Consider the following 14,568-nt stretch of genomic DNA (forward strand, 5'->3'; position numbering starts at 1 on the left):
GGGTGTCCGTGACGCACCGCCCGGCCCGGCCGGTGGTGCACCCGGTCGCTCACGCGACCCACCCGACCCGTGTCCGGCAGGTCGATGCCGGCCAGTTCGAGGAGGCACTGGTGAACTTCGAAGTCCGCGCCGCCCACAGACCGTTCCCCCTCCCGTACCCGGCGCTGGCCAGCCGAGCCGGTGCCCTCTGCTACGCCTCGGGTGAGGGGTGGCCACGGTGAACGGCGACGACGGAGCACGCGGGGACGCCGATCGGCACTGGGCGACCCGGCTCGGCAAGTCCGTCCTGGTCCTCGCCCCGCACATCGTCGCCCTTGCCCGGCTGGACGACCTCCTTCCGCTCCTCGAGGCCGACCACCGGCTGCAACGCGTGTACGCCATCCCGGAGAACGGCGAGGACCGGCCCGACGCCGCCGAACTCATCCGGGCCCGAGGCGAGGTTCTCCTCTCCGCGACGCAGGCCGCACAGACCACCCACGGCCTCATCCTCGCCGGGAGCAACCGCGGCCTCGACGACGTGCGGGGGCCCGTCCTGCTGGTCCCCCACGGTGGCGGCCTCGGGCAGTACCGCTCCGGTGAACCCATCACAGGCCTGGACCCCACCCAGCTCATGCGGGCCGGGCGGGTGCGCGCCGACCGGATCGTGCTCACCCACGGTCGCGAGCTGGACCTCCTCGCCGAGGTCTGCCCGCAGGCCGTTCCGCACGCCGTCGTCGCCGGGGACATCGCCTTCGACCGGCTCGTCGCCGGCGCTCCCTATCGCGATCAGTACCGGCAGGCACTCGGTGTCACGGACGACCGGGAGATCCTCGTGGTCACCGTGACCTGGTCCCCCAGGTCGGGGTTCGGCATCGACCCGCACGTCTTCCGGCACATCGTCGAGGCGGCACCGCGCGACCTCCAGGTGGTTGCTTCCCTGCACCCGCAGATCTGGTCGCAGCACGGCACCGGCCAGGTGCTCGGCTGGCTCTCCGACGCCGTCGAAGCCGGACTCGGTGTGCTGGCTCCGCACAGCGACTGGCGCGGCGCGGTCACCGCCGCCGACTACGTGCTGGCCGACTACACCTCGGTCGGTGCGTTCGCGGCCGGGCTCGGCACCCCCGTCCTGCGGATTCCGCACGACCCTCAGCCGCTGTTGCCCGGCAGCCCCACCGCGGTGCTCGCCGACCACACTCCCCTGTGGAACCGCGAGCGACCGCTGCTCCCCCAGCTGGACGCCGCCGGGGAAGCGCAGTCCGGCGAGCTCGGCGCCCACATCGCCGGCCTGCTGACCTCCCGGCCCGGACAAGCCGGGAGGATCCTCCGGAAGGCGATGTACGACCTTCTCGAACTCGGCGAACCGGCGCGGGCCGTGCCGCTCTCCCCCGCGCCGCTGCCAAGGCTCATCGAGCGGCCGGTGATCCGGGCGCCCCGAAGCCGGCCGCGAACGTGACGACCCGGCCGCTGCTCTGGACCTACGCGCTCGCCTCCGGCGCGCAGGGCAGCTTCGCCACCGCCGGATACCACCGGTGTCCGGCGCTGGCGGACGTCCTCATCCATCCCGGAACCCTCGTCCTCGCCGACGCCCGTGCCCTGATCGCCCGGTCATTCCGCGACCTGCCCGGGCTCTCCGTCGCCGCCGTCGGCCACGTCGTCGGGGACCGCTCGGGAGCCTTCGCGATCATCGACGGCGACCTCGCCGGTGTGGCCGCCCACGTCTGGGTTCTCGGCGGCCGGCGGCTCGGCGAGCTCGGCTCCGTGCGCTTCCAGCCGGGCCCGGATCCGGTCCACCTGCGGCCCCCCGACCTGCTCGTACAGCTGCAGTGCCTCGGTGAGGTAGCCGCGCGCCGCGGCCGGGTCGTGGCCGTGCTCCGCCACGTCGGCGAAGCCGACCAGGACGTCCGCCTGGTAGAACGGTGAGCCCGACTCCGACAGCACCGTCCACGCCCGCTGCAGGTGCCGCACCGCCGAAGAAACGTCGCCGCCGCGGGCCTCCAGGCGGGCGAGGCCCACCAGTACCTTCGCCTCGTCCTTTTCGTCCCCCATGTCGGCGAACATCCGCCGGGCGCGCTCGAGGTGCGACGCTGCTTCGCCGTCACGGTCCGCCTTCGCCAGCACCTCGCCGATCCGGCGGTGCCGTTGCGCGACACCGCGATCGATGCCCAGCTCCGCTTCGATCGCCAGGCTGCCGGTGTAGAACGCGATCGCCGCGGAGACGTCACCGCGTCCATGCGCCGCCGTGCCCAGCTGGTCCAAGGCCACCGATTCGTTGTGCCGGCTTCCCGCCGAACGCGCCAGCTCCAGCGCGCGGCCGCACTCCTGCTCCGCCGCCTCGAACCGGCCCAGGTCCAGGTAGGCGCGACCCAGCTGGCAGCGCAGCCGCGACTCCGCGACGGCGTTGCGGCAGCGCTGCGCCGCGGCGATCCCGAGCTCGTGCGAACGCAGCCACCGGGGGAAGTGCTTCCGGTTCAGGAACAGTTCCCACAACGCCTCGCACAGCTGCCACGCCACCTCGTCGTGCCGCTGTGCGGCCGCTTCCTCGAGCACCGCCAGCACGTCCGGCAGCTGCTCGTCGAGCCACTCGAGCGCGGCCCGTCCCGAGCCGAACGCGGGCGGGGAATTCCGGTACTGCTCGCAGACCGGGCTGATCCGCCAGCGGATCGGGATGACGACCATGTTCGCCCGGGTCATCGTGTGCAGGTACCAGGTCGCCACCCGCGGCACCACTTCGGCACGGTCGTCGTCACGCTGGGCGCGGGCGTGCAGCCGGACGAGGTCGTGGAAGCGGTAGCGCAGCTCGTCGACCTCCTCCAGAAGACTCGCGTCGACGAGCAGCTGGAGGCCTTCGGCGGGTTCGGGCAGTTCGGTTGCCGCCGCCGCCACGTCGACGCCGAACGAAGCGCCCGGGAATTCGCCCAGCAGCCGGTACAGCTTCGCCACCGGATCCGGCAACGCCAGGTAGGACCAGTCGAACATCGCCGCCACCGGGGCGCCGCCCTCCGCTGACAGCCTCCTCAGCCGCGAGCGTTCGTCGCCCAGTTCGGCCACCACCCGCGCCACCTGCCACCGGGGCCGGGACGCCAGCCGGGCGGCCGCGACGCGCAGCGCGATCGGCAGCCGTCCGCACAGCGAGGCCAGCTCGGCGACCTCGTCGAGCTCACCGGCCACCCGGTCGCGCCCCACCGCCTTGACCACCAGCTCCACGGCGTGCGGCTGGGAAAGCGGTGCCACGTCGAGGAACCGCGCGCCTTCGGAGACCAGCCCGTCCAGCCGCAGCCGGCTGGTCACCACGACCGTGCAGCCGGCGGACGCCGGGATCAGCGGCCGGACCTGGGCCGCCGAAAAGGCGTTGTCCAGCACGACCAGCAGCCGACGGCCCGCGGTCATCGTCCGGAACAGCGCCGCCTGCTCGGCCAGCTCGATCGGGACGCGTTCGGGTGTGACACCCAGCGCACGCAGGAACGCGCCGAGCGCCTCGTCCGGGAGAACCGTGGTCCCCGGCGAGAACCCCCGCAGATCGGCGTAGAGCTGGCCGTCGGGGTAGCGCCCGGCGTGCCGGGCGCCCCAGGTGACGGCGAGGGCGGTCTTGCCCACCCCGCCGGGCCCGACCAGCACGGCGAGCGCGGGCTGTCCGCCGGTTCCCGGCCCGGCGACCTCGTCCAGCGCCGCGAGCTCGTCGGCCCGGCTCGTGAAGTGCGACGGCGCCGCGGGCAGCTGCCGGGGTACCGGGTGCGGCGACCGCGGGCCGGCGACCCAGACGTCACCGGTGATCGTCCCGGCCTGCAGCACCACCCCGGCCGCGCCACCGTCGATGTGGTTGTGCACTTCGGATGGTGATCCGGCACCGCTCCGAGACGTCATCCGAGAACTCCCGCCCAGAGTCGAACTTCTCTGTGTACCTGTCGCCCGCTCGCGACGGCACGGGAAGCGGGCGGAATTACCTCGAACGTACGAGGATGGCGGGGCCGCAGTCCGTCAGAATCGGAGGCCACCGGCAACCAGGAAGGCATCACCTTGTCCGTCGACGAACTCCCGCCGTACCGCGCCCTGCTGGTGGTCGACGCCAAAGGCTTCGGGGGCAACTCCGATGCCACCCAGGCGCTGGTGTCCGCCGCGATCCCGGACGTGCTCTCCCAGGCTTTCGAGCGCGCCGGGCTGCGTGTGCTGTGGGAAACCGCCCTGTTCCCGCACGGCACCGGCGACGGCTACGGCCTGGGTTTCGACCCGCGGTTCCTGCCCGCCGTGGTGACGAGGTTCTTCGACGAGCTCCAGGCCGTGCTCGCCGAGCGGGACGCGCGCCTGCGGTCGGTGGCGCGGTCGGTCCGGCTGCGGATGCGGGCCAGCCTCAACGTCGGTCCGATGCTCGAGCCCGCTCCGGGCACGACGTCGGCGGCCGCCATCGGGAGCGCGGTGATCACCACCCACCGGCTGCTCGACGCCGCCCCGGTGCGGGCGGTGCTGGAGCGCTCGGACCCCGACCAGACGTTCCTCGCGGTGGCGCTGTCCCAGCGGGTCTTCGAAGACGTGCTGGCCAGCGAATACGCGAAACTGCCCGCGACGAAGGTCGTCCCGGCGGACGTCGGGATCAAGGAATACCGCGGCACCGTCTACCTCTACATCCCGAATCCGAGCGGGGACCTGCTGCGCCACGGCGTCGGCGGCGACTACACCGAAGACCTGGCCCTGGCCAAGGCCAAGATCGGGCCGCCGGCGCCGGGCAGCACCACGAACGTCATCAGCGGACCGGTGAGCGGCACCGCGTTCCAGATCGGCCAGGTGCACGGCACCATCCACCACGGGGGACGGCCCTGATCCTGCAGCGGCACTAGTTCTGCAGCGGCACCAGTTCCGCCTGGAACCTGTCCAGGAAGCCGTCGAAATCGCCGTGCCCGGGCCGGATCACGAACTTCGACAGCCCGGCTTCGATGTGCTGCTCCACCAGCCGCCGGGCGTCCGGCCAGCTCGTCGCCACCAGATCGGTCAGCGGGACGCCGGGCCGCCGCCGGGCCGCCACCGCCGCGAGTTCGTCCGGGATGCCCCGGTCCGCCACCATCAGGCTGAGCCCGAAGTGGTCCTCCTCGATCTCGCGTCCCGCGTCCGCCGCGGCCCGCTGGATGGCGATGCGGGCGTCGCGGGCCTGGGACGGCGTGTGGAAACTGCCCAGCCAGCCGTCCGCGAGGCGGCCCGTCCGGCGCAGGGCCGCCGGAGCCGCTCCGCCGAGCCAGACGTCGAGGCGCTTCGCCGGGCGCGGGCCCAGGCGGACGCCGTCGACCTGGAAGAACTCGCCGTGGAAGGAGACTTCGTCCTCCTCCAGGAGCCGGCGCAGCAGCACGAGCGACTCGTCGAACACGGCGGCGCGGCGGCCGTCCGGCACCGGGAACAGGCCGGTCTCGGCCGCGCGGGCCGGGCGGAGGCCGAACACCGGCAGGACCCGCTTGGGCGCGAGCCCGGCCAGGGTGAGCAGCTGCTTGGCGACCAGCACGGGGTGCCGTCCCGGCAGGATCGCGACGCCGGTGCCGACCTTCAGCTTCGCCGTGCGCGCCAGCGCGTGGGCCATGCCGATCATCGGGTCGACTTCGGGCGAGTGGACCAGCTCCGACAGCCACAGCGAGTCGACGCCGGCGTTCTCCAGCCGGGCCGCCAGCCCGGCGAACTCCGCCGGCCCGGTACCGGCCGCGGGCGCGACGCCCAGCCTGATCTTCAGCAAGGTTCCTCCCGGATGGCTCTCCGGGAGCAACGCACCGGGCGGCCGGGAATTCCTCAGGCCGTCGCGTCGATGACCCGGGTCAGCACGCCGTGCAGGGCTGCCAGCTCGGAAACGTCCATGCCGAGCGTCTCGACCACCTTGTACGGGATCTTCTCCGCCTCCGCCCGCAGCGCCCGGCCGGCGTCGGTCAGCTCGACCGTCAGCCGTCGTTCGTCCGAGCGGCTGCGGCTGCGCGTCACGTACCCGAGCGCCTCCAGCCGCTTGAGCAGCGGCGACAGCGTCGCGGGTTCGTGCCGCAGGGCCGCGCCGAGGTCCTTCACCGACCGGGGCGACCGCTCCCACAACGCGAGCATCACCAGGTACTGCGGGTGGGTCAGGCCGTACGGCTCCAGCAGCGGCCGGTAGATCGCGATCACGCTGCGCGAAGCCACCGACAGCGCGAAGCACACCTGCCGGTCCAGCTTCAGGGGGTCCTCACCCAGGTCGATCATGGTCCGATCCTACCGTGTCGTCGATCGCACTAATGATTAGCACACTAAGCATTAGTGTACTGTCGTCAACATGGAACGACCGAACGCGCTCCGCTGGTTCGGGTACGCCGTGGGCGTGCGGCTCCCCGAGCGCTACAACGACTGGGCGTTGCACGACGCGACGTCGAAGCACTGGCGGGCCCGGTACGTGCTCCAGCGGTCGGTCGGCATCGTGCCGCTGTGCGCCGTCTGGCTGCTGCTGCCCGGTTCGATCTGGCTGCGGCTCTCGCTGGTCCTGATGGCCGCACTGGTCGCGTATTTCTACTCGTGCGCGTACATGGACGAGAGCGTCGAGCACCGGCTCGGCCGCCAGGGCTTCCCGCACCACACCGGCCGCCGCATCCGCGCCGAGGCCGCCGAAGCGAAGAACGCCGAGGCGACCGCCCGTTACCTCGCGCGCTACCGGACGCCGTCGGAGGGTTAGCCCCGTAGGCAGGGTTGTTACTGTCGGGGCACGATGAGACGCAAGCTCCGCCCGCCGATCCCCCCTCGCCACGGACTGGACCCCGCCCGGCTGAAACTGCCCGACGGCGAGTGGCCGACCCTGCTGGCGCACCTCGTCGACCGGCTGCCCCGCGTCGCGCCCGATCGCATCGAACAGATGCTGCGCGAAGAGCGGATCCACGGCACCGACGGTCCGCTCGGCATCGACACGCCGTACGCGCCCGGCTCGTTCATCTGGTTCCACCGCGACCTGCCGGACGAGGTGCCGGTGCCGTTCGCGATCGACGTCGTGCACCGCGACGAGCACCTGCTCGTCGTCGACAAGCCGCACTTCCTGGCGACCATCCCGCGCGGGCAGCACATCCTGGAGACCGCACTCGTGCGGCTGCGCCGCGACCTCGACCTGCCGCACCTGTCCCCGGCGCACCGCCTGGACCGCGTCACCGCGGGGCTCCTCATGTTCGTCATCACGCCCGAGCTGCGGGGCAGGTACCAGACGCTGTTCCGCGACCGCCGGGTACACAAGGAGTACGAGGCGATCGCGCCGTACGACCCGTCGCTCGCGCTCCCGCGGACCGTCCGGAGCCGGATCGTCAAGGACCGCGGGGTGCTGGCCGCCCAGGAGGTACCGGGCGAACCGAACGCCGAAACCTACGTCGACCTGCTCGAACACCGCGACGGCCGGGGCCGGTACCGGCTGGTCCCCTCGACCGGCCGCACCCACCAGCTGAGGGTGCACCTGAGCGGCCTCGGCGTCCCGATCCTCGGCGACGACTTCTACCCGGTGCTGCGCGAGAAACCCCTGGGCGACTTCACGAAACCGCTGCAGCTGCTGGCGAAGGTCCTCGACTTCGACGACCCGCTGACCGGGGCGCACCGCCGGTTCACCAGCGGACGGCGGCTGTCCGCCTGGGACGACCCCGAAGCCTGGGCGGCGTCCCCGGCGTGAACCCGGGGACGCCACTGCGTCACTTGCGCCAGAACTTGATGCCGCTCCACTGCACCGTGATCGGCCCCGCGCCGCTGGCCGTGCGGTAGCTGCCGAACTTGTCGTAGTAGCTGCCGCCCGGGCTGGAGACCGAGTCCTTCTGCGAGCCGTTGACATACACCTTGTGGGTGCTGCCGACCTGGTTGATCGTGTTCACCCGGACGCTCGTGCCCACGGTCGCCCCGGTGGCGATGGTGTTCCCGCCGTGCACGGCGTAGAGCCGGCCGCCCTTTTCCACCGCCAGCATGAAGAACGGGCCGGCGTCGGAGCCGTCCCGGAACGTCTGCTTCAGGCTGATCCGGCTGCCACCCATGCCGGTGATCTTGAAGGAGCCCTCGAACTGGTGGGTGCCGCCGCTGTAGGTGGCGTAACGGCGTTCCGCGCGCTGGTCGCCGCTGCCGGTCGAGCAGGTGAGCTTGAAGGTCAGCCCGGAGATGTCTCCGCAGCCCCGCTCCTGCTCGGAGTAGCCCGGCGACTCGGCGGTCCAGGGCCCGGTTCCGACCTGGGCGTCCGCCGCCGGGGTGAGCACCGCGAGCCCCAGTGCCGCCACCGCGAGCACGCCCGCACCGTGAAGTCTGCGCACCGTCAACCTCCTGTGTCACTCGAGGCGGCGGTGGCCCGGATAAAGGTCCAGACCTTTATCCGGCGTTACCGTGACTGTACGAGCCCGGGCCGCGCCGGGCAAGACCCACTTTCCGCCCGTGCGGTGTGCCGGAAGTTTTCCGCGGGTGCCGTGTCGAATCCGGTCTCTCCCGTTCGACAGACTGGTGGAAGCAGGATCGACCCACCGAGGAGCACCCCATGCGCACCCTGATCTCCACCTCGTTCGTTTCGCTCGACGGCGTCGTCGAAGCCCCGGGCGGGGAGCCGGGCTACCGCAACACGGGCTGGACGTTCAAGGACATCGAATTCGACCCGGCCGCCTACGCGATCAAGGGCAGCGAGCAGGAGGAAGCCACGGCGCTACTGCTGGGCCGGGTCAGCTACCAGGCGTTCGCGCCGGTGTGGCCGGGCATGACCGTGGAGTTCGCCGGGTACAACGCGATGCCGAAGTACGTCGTCTCGACCACGCTCAGCGAGGCGGACCTGGTGGACAACTGGGGCGAGACGACCATCCTGCGCTCCCTGGACGACGTCGCGGCGTTGAAGGAGACCGAGGGCGGCCCGATCATCGTGAACGGCAGCGCCACCCTGAACCGCGGCCTCGCCGACGCGGGCTTGATCGACCGCTACCACCTGCTGCTCTTCCCCGTCCTGCTCGGCGCCGGCAAGCGGCTGTTCAGCGACACCGACAAGGACAAGCAGAGCCTGAAGCTGGTCGAAAGCGAGGCCTACGGCAACGGCGTCCAGAAGCTGGTCTACGACGTCACCCGCTGATCCTCGCCGGGGCCGGCCGGATTTCACGATGTTTCACGTAGAACATCTGTTCGAACATCGTGTACGGTCGGACCCATGACGACCCCGGCCCTGCAGGCATCGCTGTTCGGCGAGTCCGGTCCTGTCACGCTGCACGCCCTGGCGCCGCGCCGGACCGAACTCGGCGCCGGTGCGTGGGTCGACGTGCAGCCGGGCTGGCTCGCCGGCGCCGACGAGGTCTTCGCCGGCCTCGTCACCGGCGTCCCGTGGCAGGCGGAGCGGCGCCGGATGTACGACCGTGTCGTCGACGTCCCGCGCCTGCTGTGCTTCTACGGCGAAGCGGCCCCCCTGCCCCACCCCGTGCTGGCGGAGGCCCGCGCCGCGCTGAGCGAGCACTACGCCGGCGAACTCGGCGAACCGTTCCGCACGGCGGGCCTGTGCTACTACCGCGACGGCCGGGACAGCGTCGCGTGGCACGGCGACACGATCGGCCGGGGCAGCACCGAGGACACGATGGTCGCGATCCTCTCGGTCGGCGCGGCACGCCAGCTGGCCCTGCGTCCCCGCGCCGGCGGCGGGACACACCGCTACGCACTCGGCCACGGCGACCTCATCGTGATGGGCGGCTCGTGCCAGCGCACGTGGGAACACGCCGTCCCGAAGACGAACCGGGCGGCCGGGCCGCGGATCAGCATCCAGTTCCGGCCGCGCGGGGTGCGCTGAACTCAGTCGACCAGGACCGGCAGCTCGTCCAGTCCGTACACAATGGACACCTTGCGGAACGACAGCTCCTCGGCGGGCACCGCGAGCCGCAGGTTCGGGAAGCGGCGGATGAGGGCCGGGTACGCCGTGCGCAGCTCCATGCGGGCCAGCTCCGCGCCGATGCAGCGGTGGATGCCGTAGCTGAACGCCAGGTGCGACGTCGGCTCGCGGGTCGCGTCGAACGTCTCCATGTCCGCGCCCAGCTTCGGGTCGCGGTCCGCCGCCGACAGCGACACCAGCACGATGTCGCCCTCGGCGATGCGCACGCCGCCGATCTCCACGTCCTCTTTGGCGAACCGCGGGAACGCCATCTGCACCACGGTCAGGTAGCGCAGCAGCTCCTCGACGAAGCGGTGCACGGACTCGTCGTCGCCGCGGACGGCGTCCATCGCCTTCTCGTCGCGCAGCAGCACCAGCGCGCCCAGCGCCAGCATGCTCGCCGTGGTCTCCAGGCCGCCGGTGAGCACGCCGTCGGCCAGGCCGGCCAGCTCGCGGTCGTCGATCTCGTCGCCGTGTTCCTTGATCAGCATGCCGAGCAGGCCGTCGCCGGGCTGTTCGCGCTGCTTCTTGACGATGTCGAGCAGGTACGTCAGCGACTCCGACATCGCGCCGAGCGAGGCACCCGCGCCGCCGAAGAGGTCGAAGCGGGCGGTGCTCAGCCGCTGGAAGGCCTCGCGGTCCTCATAGGACACGCCGAGCAGTTCGCAGATGGTCAGCGACGGGATCGGCAGCGCGAACGCCTGCCACAGGTCGACCGGGCCGTCGGCCGCGGCCATCGCGTCGAGCTGCTCGGCGACGATCTCGTCGATGCGCGGGGCCAGCCGGTTCAGCCGTCGCATGGTGAACTCCGGCGTGAGCAGCTTCCGCAGCCGCGTGTGCACCGGCGGGTCCGCGAAGCCGAGACCGCCCGGGTTCTGGTCGGCGGTCACGCCGGCGTTGCCGACGAGGTTGCCGAAGTCGCTGGAGAAACCGTTCGCCCGGCCGAGCACGGCCTTGGCCTCGTCGTAGCCGGTGACCAGCCAGGCGTTCATCCCGAACGGCAGGTCGAGCTTGCCGATCGGCGCCTCGCTCCGCTGCGCGGCCATGTCCGGGACCGGGTCGAGGCCGTTCCGCTTCAGCGGCAGCAGCGCCGAATCGGGCAGCATGGCCGACATCTTCTCGAGGTCGAAGCCTTTTTTCGACTGCCGGGCGAGGTAGCGTCGGCCGGCCCAGCCCAGGACCCGTGAGCGGAGACTCCCCATGGGACCGACAGTACCGCACTAGCCCGATCGGGTGACGGGGAGCGAGACGGGGTTCACCCCGGCTTGCGGGCCAGCAGGTAAGCCTGGGGCGTCTTCTCGTACGGACCCTGCGGCTCGCGGACCAGCCGAGCTTCGACGACCAGCCCGGCGGCGGCGCACAGTCCGGCCACGAAGTCCGGCTGCAGCCGGTACGCGTCCAGGGAAACATCGTGGCCGTAGCCGTGGGCGATGTGGCGGCGCTCGTCGCCGACCTGGAACCCCGTCAGCAGCCGCCCGCCCGGCGCCAGCACCCGCGCCAGCTCCGCGACCACCGGCGCCAGCTCCTCCGGTGGGGTGTGGATCAGCGAATACCACGCCAGCGCTCCGGCCAGTGCGCCGTCGGCCAGGTCGAGGGCGGCCAGCGAACCGATCTCGAAGCGCAGGCCGGGATGCGCCCGGCGGGCCGCGTCGACCATGCCGGGCGAGAGGTCCACGCCGAACACGTCGAGCCCGAGCGAGGCCAGGTACCCCGTCAACCGGCCCGGGCCGCAGCCGAGATCACCGACCGGTCCGCGGTCCCCGACCAGTTCGGCGAACGTGCCCAGCACCGCCCGGTCCCACGGACTTTCGTCCAGCAGGTCCCGCAGCTGCTCGGCGTAGGAGTCGGCGACGGTGTCGTAGGCGATCCGGGTCTGGCCCACGAAGGAGGGTTCGGTCACGACCCGGCACCCTAGCGGCGCGGCGGCAGCTCCCGGTTCTCGGTGATCAGCCCGTGCTCGCTCGCGACGTGGTGGAAGTACGGCCGCCCGAGGTCGTCCGAGCCGGTGAACAGCGTCTTCGACCGGCCGTCGGCCTCGGTGTTCACGCCGTTCGTGCGGGCCAGCACGCCCGAGGAGCCCAGCCACTCCCGCGACGCGCGCACCGGCCACCAGTTCCGGCCGTCACCGGTGAAGTCGCCGAGGGTCTTCGTCATGTCCACCGAACCCGAGATGCGCAGGTTCTGGTCGTCGGTGACGTTCGCCGTCGCGTCGGTGGTCAGCGGGTAGGACCAGGTGTGCCGGGCCGCCGAGCGCACCCGGCCGTCCACTGTGGACACCGAGGTCTGCTGCCCCGAGTCGGCCTGGACGACGTGCTGGGTGAAGCCGCCGCCGGTGACGTCGTCGCTGTTGCGGTAGTCGCGGGTGCGCTCGACCCGGGTGAACACCCGGCCGGCGGAGGTGTCGACGTAGCCGGCCGTGACGTCGTGGCGCTTTGCGGTGACGGTGACGTTCACGCCGCCGGAGATGTCCTTGACCGCCGTCTGCCGGGCCGGCGCGGCCGCGACGTCGTCCTGGGTGAGGGCGCCGGAGGTCTGCGCGGCGGTTTTGTCGGTGTAGAGCAGTAGCGTCGGGACGACGGTGAATTCGCCGCCGATGTCCGGGAAGGAGAAGGAGAGGTCATGGGTACCACCGTCGACGAGACGGCCGGCGAACGGTGTCACGTCGTAGGTTTCGGCGTGCAGGCTGAAGGTGCCGATCGCGACCACCGGCCGCCACAGCTGCGGCACGATCCCGCCGGAGTAGATGTGCGGGAAGGTGAACGCGCTCCCGGCGGCGATCCCGTCGATCGCGAAGTTCGCCTCGCGGTAGGGCCCCTTCCCGCAGAGGCCGGCTGCGGGGTACTTCGCGGCCACGTCGTCGGGGACGTCGTCGAACCACTGCTCGTCGCAGCCGTGGCCTTCCAGCGTGACCTCGAGGTAGGCGCGGGTGATGTTGCGCGGCAGGCCCTGTGCGGTGAAGTGCACGGTGGGCGCGGCGGGCGTCGCGTCGGCGTGCCCGAACCCGGCGACGTGATCGGGTGTCTCGGGCGCGGGGTGCTTGCGGTCGGCCTGGTAGTAGGTGAGCGTCACGGTCTGGGCGTAGACGCCGGTGTAGATCGGCGAGGTGTAGTTCTCGACACCGCCGCGGAAGGGCTGCGGGGTGCGCAGCAGCGCGCTGTAGGCCGTGAGGTCCTTGTCGAAGTGGTAGGTGATCGCGCGGCGGCCTTCGCCGCTGGGCTCCTGGGTGGTCCCCCACCACACTTCGGTCCCGCCGATCCGCAGATCGCCGATCCGGTCGTACTGCCGCCCGCTCACGGTGACGGTCTGGTCCATGACGACCTTCGCCCACGGCCCGGGACAGGCTTTCGGCGGAGCGAGGGTGCCTTCGTAGAACTGCGGGCTGCCGTCGGCGGCGTTGGAGCGGAAGCCGTCGGCGAGCGTGACGCTGCAGTGCGGCGTGCCGGGCCGGCTGACCGCGGGCGCGGCGGTGACGGGATTGTCGACATCGCCTTCCACCACCGGCGAAGCCGAAGCGACCGCCCCGGAGAGCACCCACGTCAGCACCAGTGACAGGACGATCGTGAAGATCCGCACCCGGACTCCTCCCAGCGGCTGGCCCACCCGGCTGGAGCCTAGCGGCGTGATCATCCGACCAAACGTCGGTAATCTCATGAAACGTTTCAGAACGTGATAGGCTCACGCCCTCTCAGCGAGGGGGTCCGGTGGTCGGCATCAAGGACGTCGCGAAGCGGGCGGGCGTCTCGATCGGCACGGTGTCCAATGTGGTCAACCGGCCGCACGTCGTCGCGGCCGCGACGCGGAACCGGGTGCTTTCGGTCATCGAGGAGCTCGGCTACGTCCGGGACGAGTCCGCGCGGCAGCTGCGGGCCGGACGCAGCCGCGTCCTGGGGTTGCTCGTCCTCGATCTCGGCAACCCCTTCTTCGTCGACGTCGCCCGCGGAGCCGAGCAGGCCGCGCACGCCGAGGGCCTCAACATCATCACCGGCAACAGCGGGCAGCGGTCCGAACTGGAAGCGTCGTACTTGGCGATGTTCGCCGAACAGCGGGTGCGCGGGGTACTGCTGAGCCCGGTCGCGACCTCCGGCGAAGCCCTGCGGGCCTTCCGGCGCACCGGCACGCCGTACGTCTTGGTCGACCGCAAGGCTCCCGCGTCGGAAGCGAGTTCCGTGTCCGTCGACGACGTCGCCGGCGGGGCGCTCGGCGGACGGCACCTGCTGGAGACCGGGCACCGGCGGATCGCGTTCGTCAACGGCCCCGCCATCCTCACCCAGTGCCGCGACCGCGAGCAGGGGGTGCGCAACGCACTGGCCGGCTCCGGAGCGGAACTGACCGTGCTGGAGGCGATCGGCCTCGACGTCTCCTCGGGCCGCGACGCCGGGGCGCGCCTGCTCGGGGCGAGCCCGCGGCCGACGGCGGTGTTCTGCGCGAACGACCTCCTCGCACTGGGCGTGCTGCAGGCGATGGTCGGCGCGGGCGTCCGCGTCCCGGACGAGATGGCGATCGTCGGCTACGACGACATCGAGTTCGCCGGCGCCGCGGCGGTCCCGCTGACGTCGGTCCGCCAGCCGGCCCGCCGCCTCGGCCGCACGGCCGCGGAACTGCTGCTGGCGGAAACGTCGGACGCAAAACCGGAACGGCAGGCCGTGGTCTTCACCCCGGAGCTGGTCGTCCGCGAATCGACCCGGGTGCGCCGCTGACCCCCGCGGCGAGAACACAGCTCACGTGGCCGCCCGCCAAATCGTTTGGAATTCACCGAACCGTTC

Annotated in this window: 15 protein-coding genes; 8 read left to right on the forward strand and 7 right to left on the reverse strand. The window is 71.8% G+C overall.

Annotated elements, in window-relative coordinates; all coding sequences use genetic code 11:
* Positions 1–8: 8 nt before the first annotated feature.
* Together ACLJQE_RS10830 and ACLJQE_RS10835 are read left to right on the forward strand one after the other, a co-directional pair.
* Positions 9–221 (forward strand): hypothetical protein, encoded by a 213-nt coding sequence (locus ACLJQE_RS10830; RefSeq protein ID WP_410639010.1) that lies wholly within the window; start codon positions 9–11, stop codon positions 219–221.
* The gene (locus tag ACLJQE_RS10835) at positions 218–1,432 is read left to right on the forward strand and encodes a hypothetical protein (protein WP_410639011.1); all 1,215 of its coding nucleotides are present in this window, start codon (positions 218–220) and stop codon (positions 1,430–1,432) included. Before ACLJQE_RS10830 ends, ACLJQE_RS10835 begins: the two co-directional genes overlap by 4 nt.
* Positions 1,433–1,584: 152 nt before the next feature.
* Here the strand turns inward: ACLJQE_RS10835 and ACLJQE_RS10840 are convergent, their stop codons facing one another.
* Positions 1,585–3,840, reverse strand: a complete 2,256-nt coding sequence (locus tag ACLJQE_RS10840) for an ATP-binding protein (RefSeq protein WP_410639012.1) — start codon at positions 3,838–3,840, stop codon at positions 1,585–1,587.
* 153 nt (positions 3,841–3,993) lie between these two features.
* Here ACLJQE_RS10840 and ACLJQE_RS10845 point away from each other — a divergent pair, with 153 nt between their 5' ends.
* Positions 3,994–4,791, forward strand: coding sequence for a hypothetical protein (locus tag ACLJQE_RS10845; RefSeq protein WP_410639013.1), 798 nt, complete (start codon positions 3,994–3,996; stop codon positions 4,789–4,791).
* Between the two features lie 13 nt (positions 4,792–4,804).
* On the opposite strand, the gene ACLJQE_RS10850 is transcribed toward ACLJQE_RS10845, so the two are convergent.
* Together ACLJQE_RS10850 and ACLJQE_RS10855 are read right to left on the reverse strand one after the other, a co-directional pair.
* Positions 4,805–5,686: a TIGR03854 family LLM class F420-dependent oxidoreductase gene (locus tag ACLJQE_RS10850; RefSeq protein WP_410639014.1), complete on the reverse strand. Its 882-nt coding sequence runs from the start codon at positions 5,684–5,686 to the stop codon at positions 4,805–4,807.
* Between the two features lie 53 nt (positions 5,687–5,739).
* Positions 5,740–6,177: a MarR family winged helix-turn-helix transcriptional regulator gene (locus ACLJQE_RS10855; protein WP_410639015.1), complete on the reverse strand. Its 438-nt coding sequence runs from the start codon at positions 6,175–6,177 to the stop codon at positions 5,740–5,742.
* A 70-nt stretch (positions 6,178–6,247) separates the two neighbouring features.
* Here ACLJQE_RS10855 and ACLJQE_RS10860 point away from each other — a divergent pair, with 70 nt between their 5' ends.
* Positions 6,248–6,640, forward strand: coding sequence for a DUF5313 domain-containing protein (locus ACLJQE_RS10860; RefSeq protein WP_410639016.1), 393 nt, complete (start codon positions 6,248–6,250; stop codon positions 6,638–6,640).
* Positions 6,641–6,673: 33 nt separating this feature from the next.
* Positions 6,674–7,609, forward strand: a complete 936-nt coding sequence (locus ACLJQE_RS10865) for an RluA family pseudouridine synthase (RefSeq protein ID WP_410639017.1) — start codon at positions 6,674–6,676, stop codon at positions 7,607–7,609.
* 19 nt (positions 7,610–7,628) lie between these two features.
* On the opposite strand, the gene ACLJQE_RS10870 is transcribed toward ACLJQE_RS10865, so the two are convergent.
* Positions 7,629–8,231 carry a hypothetical protein gene (locus tag ACLJQE_RS10870; RefSeq protein ID WP_410639018.1) on the reverse strand — a complete coding sequence of 201 codons (603 nt, stop codon included), beginning with the start codon at positions 8,229–8,231 and terminating at the stop codon, positions 7,629–7,631.
* 218 nt (positions 8,232–8,449) lie between these two features.
* On the opposite strand from ACLJQE_RS10870, the gene ACLJQE_RS10875 reads away from it, so the two are divergent.
* Positions 8,450–9,025, forward strand: coding sequence for a dihydrofolate reductase family protein (locus ACLJQE_RS10875; RefSeq protein ID WP_410639019.1), 576 nt, complete (start codon positions 8,450–8,452; stop codon positions 9,023–9,025).
* A 75-nt stretch (positions 9,026–9,100) separates the two neighbouring features.
* Complete coding sequence (locus ACLJQE_RS10880; RefSeq protein WP_410639020.1) at positions 9,101–9,727, forward strand: alpha-ketoglutarate-dependent dioxygenase AlkB; 627 nt, start codon at positions 9,101–9,103, stop codon at positions 9,725–9,727.
* A 2-nt stretch (positions 9,728–9,729) separates the two neighbouring features.
* Here ACLJQE_RS10880 and ACLJQE_RS10885 read toward each other — a convergent pair whose 3' ends face one another.
* The 3 genes from ACLJQE_RS10885 to ACLJQE_RS10895 are packed head-to-tail and all read right to left on the reverse strand — an operon-like array spanning position 9,730 to position 13,378.
* Positions 9,730–11,007, reverse strand: coding sequence for a cytochrome P450 (locus ACLJQE_RS10885; RefSeq protein ID WP_410639021.1), 1,278 nt, complete (start codon positions 11,005–11,007; stop codon positions 9,730–9,732).
* A 53-nt stretch (positions 11,008–11,060) separates the two neighbouring features.
* On the reverse strand, positions 11,061–11,705 hold the full coding sequence (locus tag ACLJQE_RS10890) for a class I SAM-dependent DNA methyltransferase (protein WP_410639022.1): 645 nt from the start codon (positions 11,703–11,705) through the stop codon (positions 11,061–11,063).
* A gap of 11 nt (positions 11,706–11,716) precedes the next feature.
* Positions 11,717–13,378, reverse strand: coding sequence for a peptide-N4-asparagine amidase (locus ACLJQE_RS10895; protein WP_410639180.1), 1,662 nt, complete (start codon positions 13,376–13,378; stop codon positions 11,717–11,719).
* A 128-nt stretch (positions 13,379–13,506) separates the two neighbouring features.
* Here ACLJQE_RS10895 and ACLJQE_RS10900 point away from each other — a divergent pair, with 128 nt between their 5' ends.
* Positions 13,507–14,502: a LacI family DNA-binding transcriptional regulator gene (locus ACLJQE_RS10900; RefSeq protein ID WP_410639023.1), complete on the forward strand. Its 996-nt coding sequence runs from the start codon at positions 13,507–13,509 to the stop codon at positions 14,500–14,502.
* Positions 14,503–14,568 lie beyond the last annotated feature (66 nt).

Origin of the sequence: Amycolatopsis sp. lyj-346 (genome assembly GCF_046548975.1) — a bacterium.
Lineage (GTDB): Bacteria > Actinomycetota > Actinomycetes > Mycobacteriales > Pseudonocardiaceae > Amycolatopsis.

Coding starts and splice junctions, on each gene's coding strand:
- ACLJQE_RS10875 (WP_410639019.1), top strand. CDS start 8,450: ATGCGCACCCTGATCTCCACCTCGTTCGTTTCGCTCGACGGCGTCGTC.
- ACLJQE_RS10855 (WP_410639015.1), bottom strand. CDS start 6,177: ATGATCGACCTGGGTGAGGACCCCCTGAAGCTGGACCGGCAGGTGTGC.
- ACLJQE_RS10885 (WP_410639021.1), bottom strand. CDS start 11,007: ATGGGGAGTCTCCGCTCACGGGTCCTGGGCTGGGCCGGCCGACGCTAC.
- ACLJQE_RS10865 (WP_410639017.1), top strand. CDS start 6,674: ATGAGACGCAAGCTCCGCCCGCCGATCCCCCCTCGCCACGGACTGGAC.
- ACLJQE_RS10840 (WP_410639012.1), bottom strand. CDS start 3,840: ATGACGTCTCGGAGCGGTGCCGGATCACCATCCGAAGTGCACAACCAC.
- ACLJQE_RS10880 (WP_410639020.1), top strand. CDS start 9,101: ATGACGACCCCGGCCCTGCAGGCATCGCTGTTCGGCGAGTCCGGTCCT.
- ACLJQE_RS10860 (WP_410639016.1), top strand. CDS start 6,248: ATGGAACGACCGAACGCGCTCCGCTGGTTCGGGTACGCCGTGGGCGTG.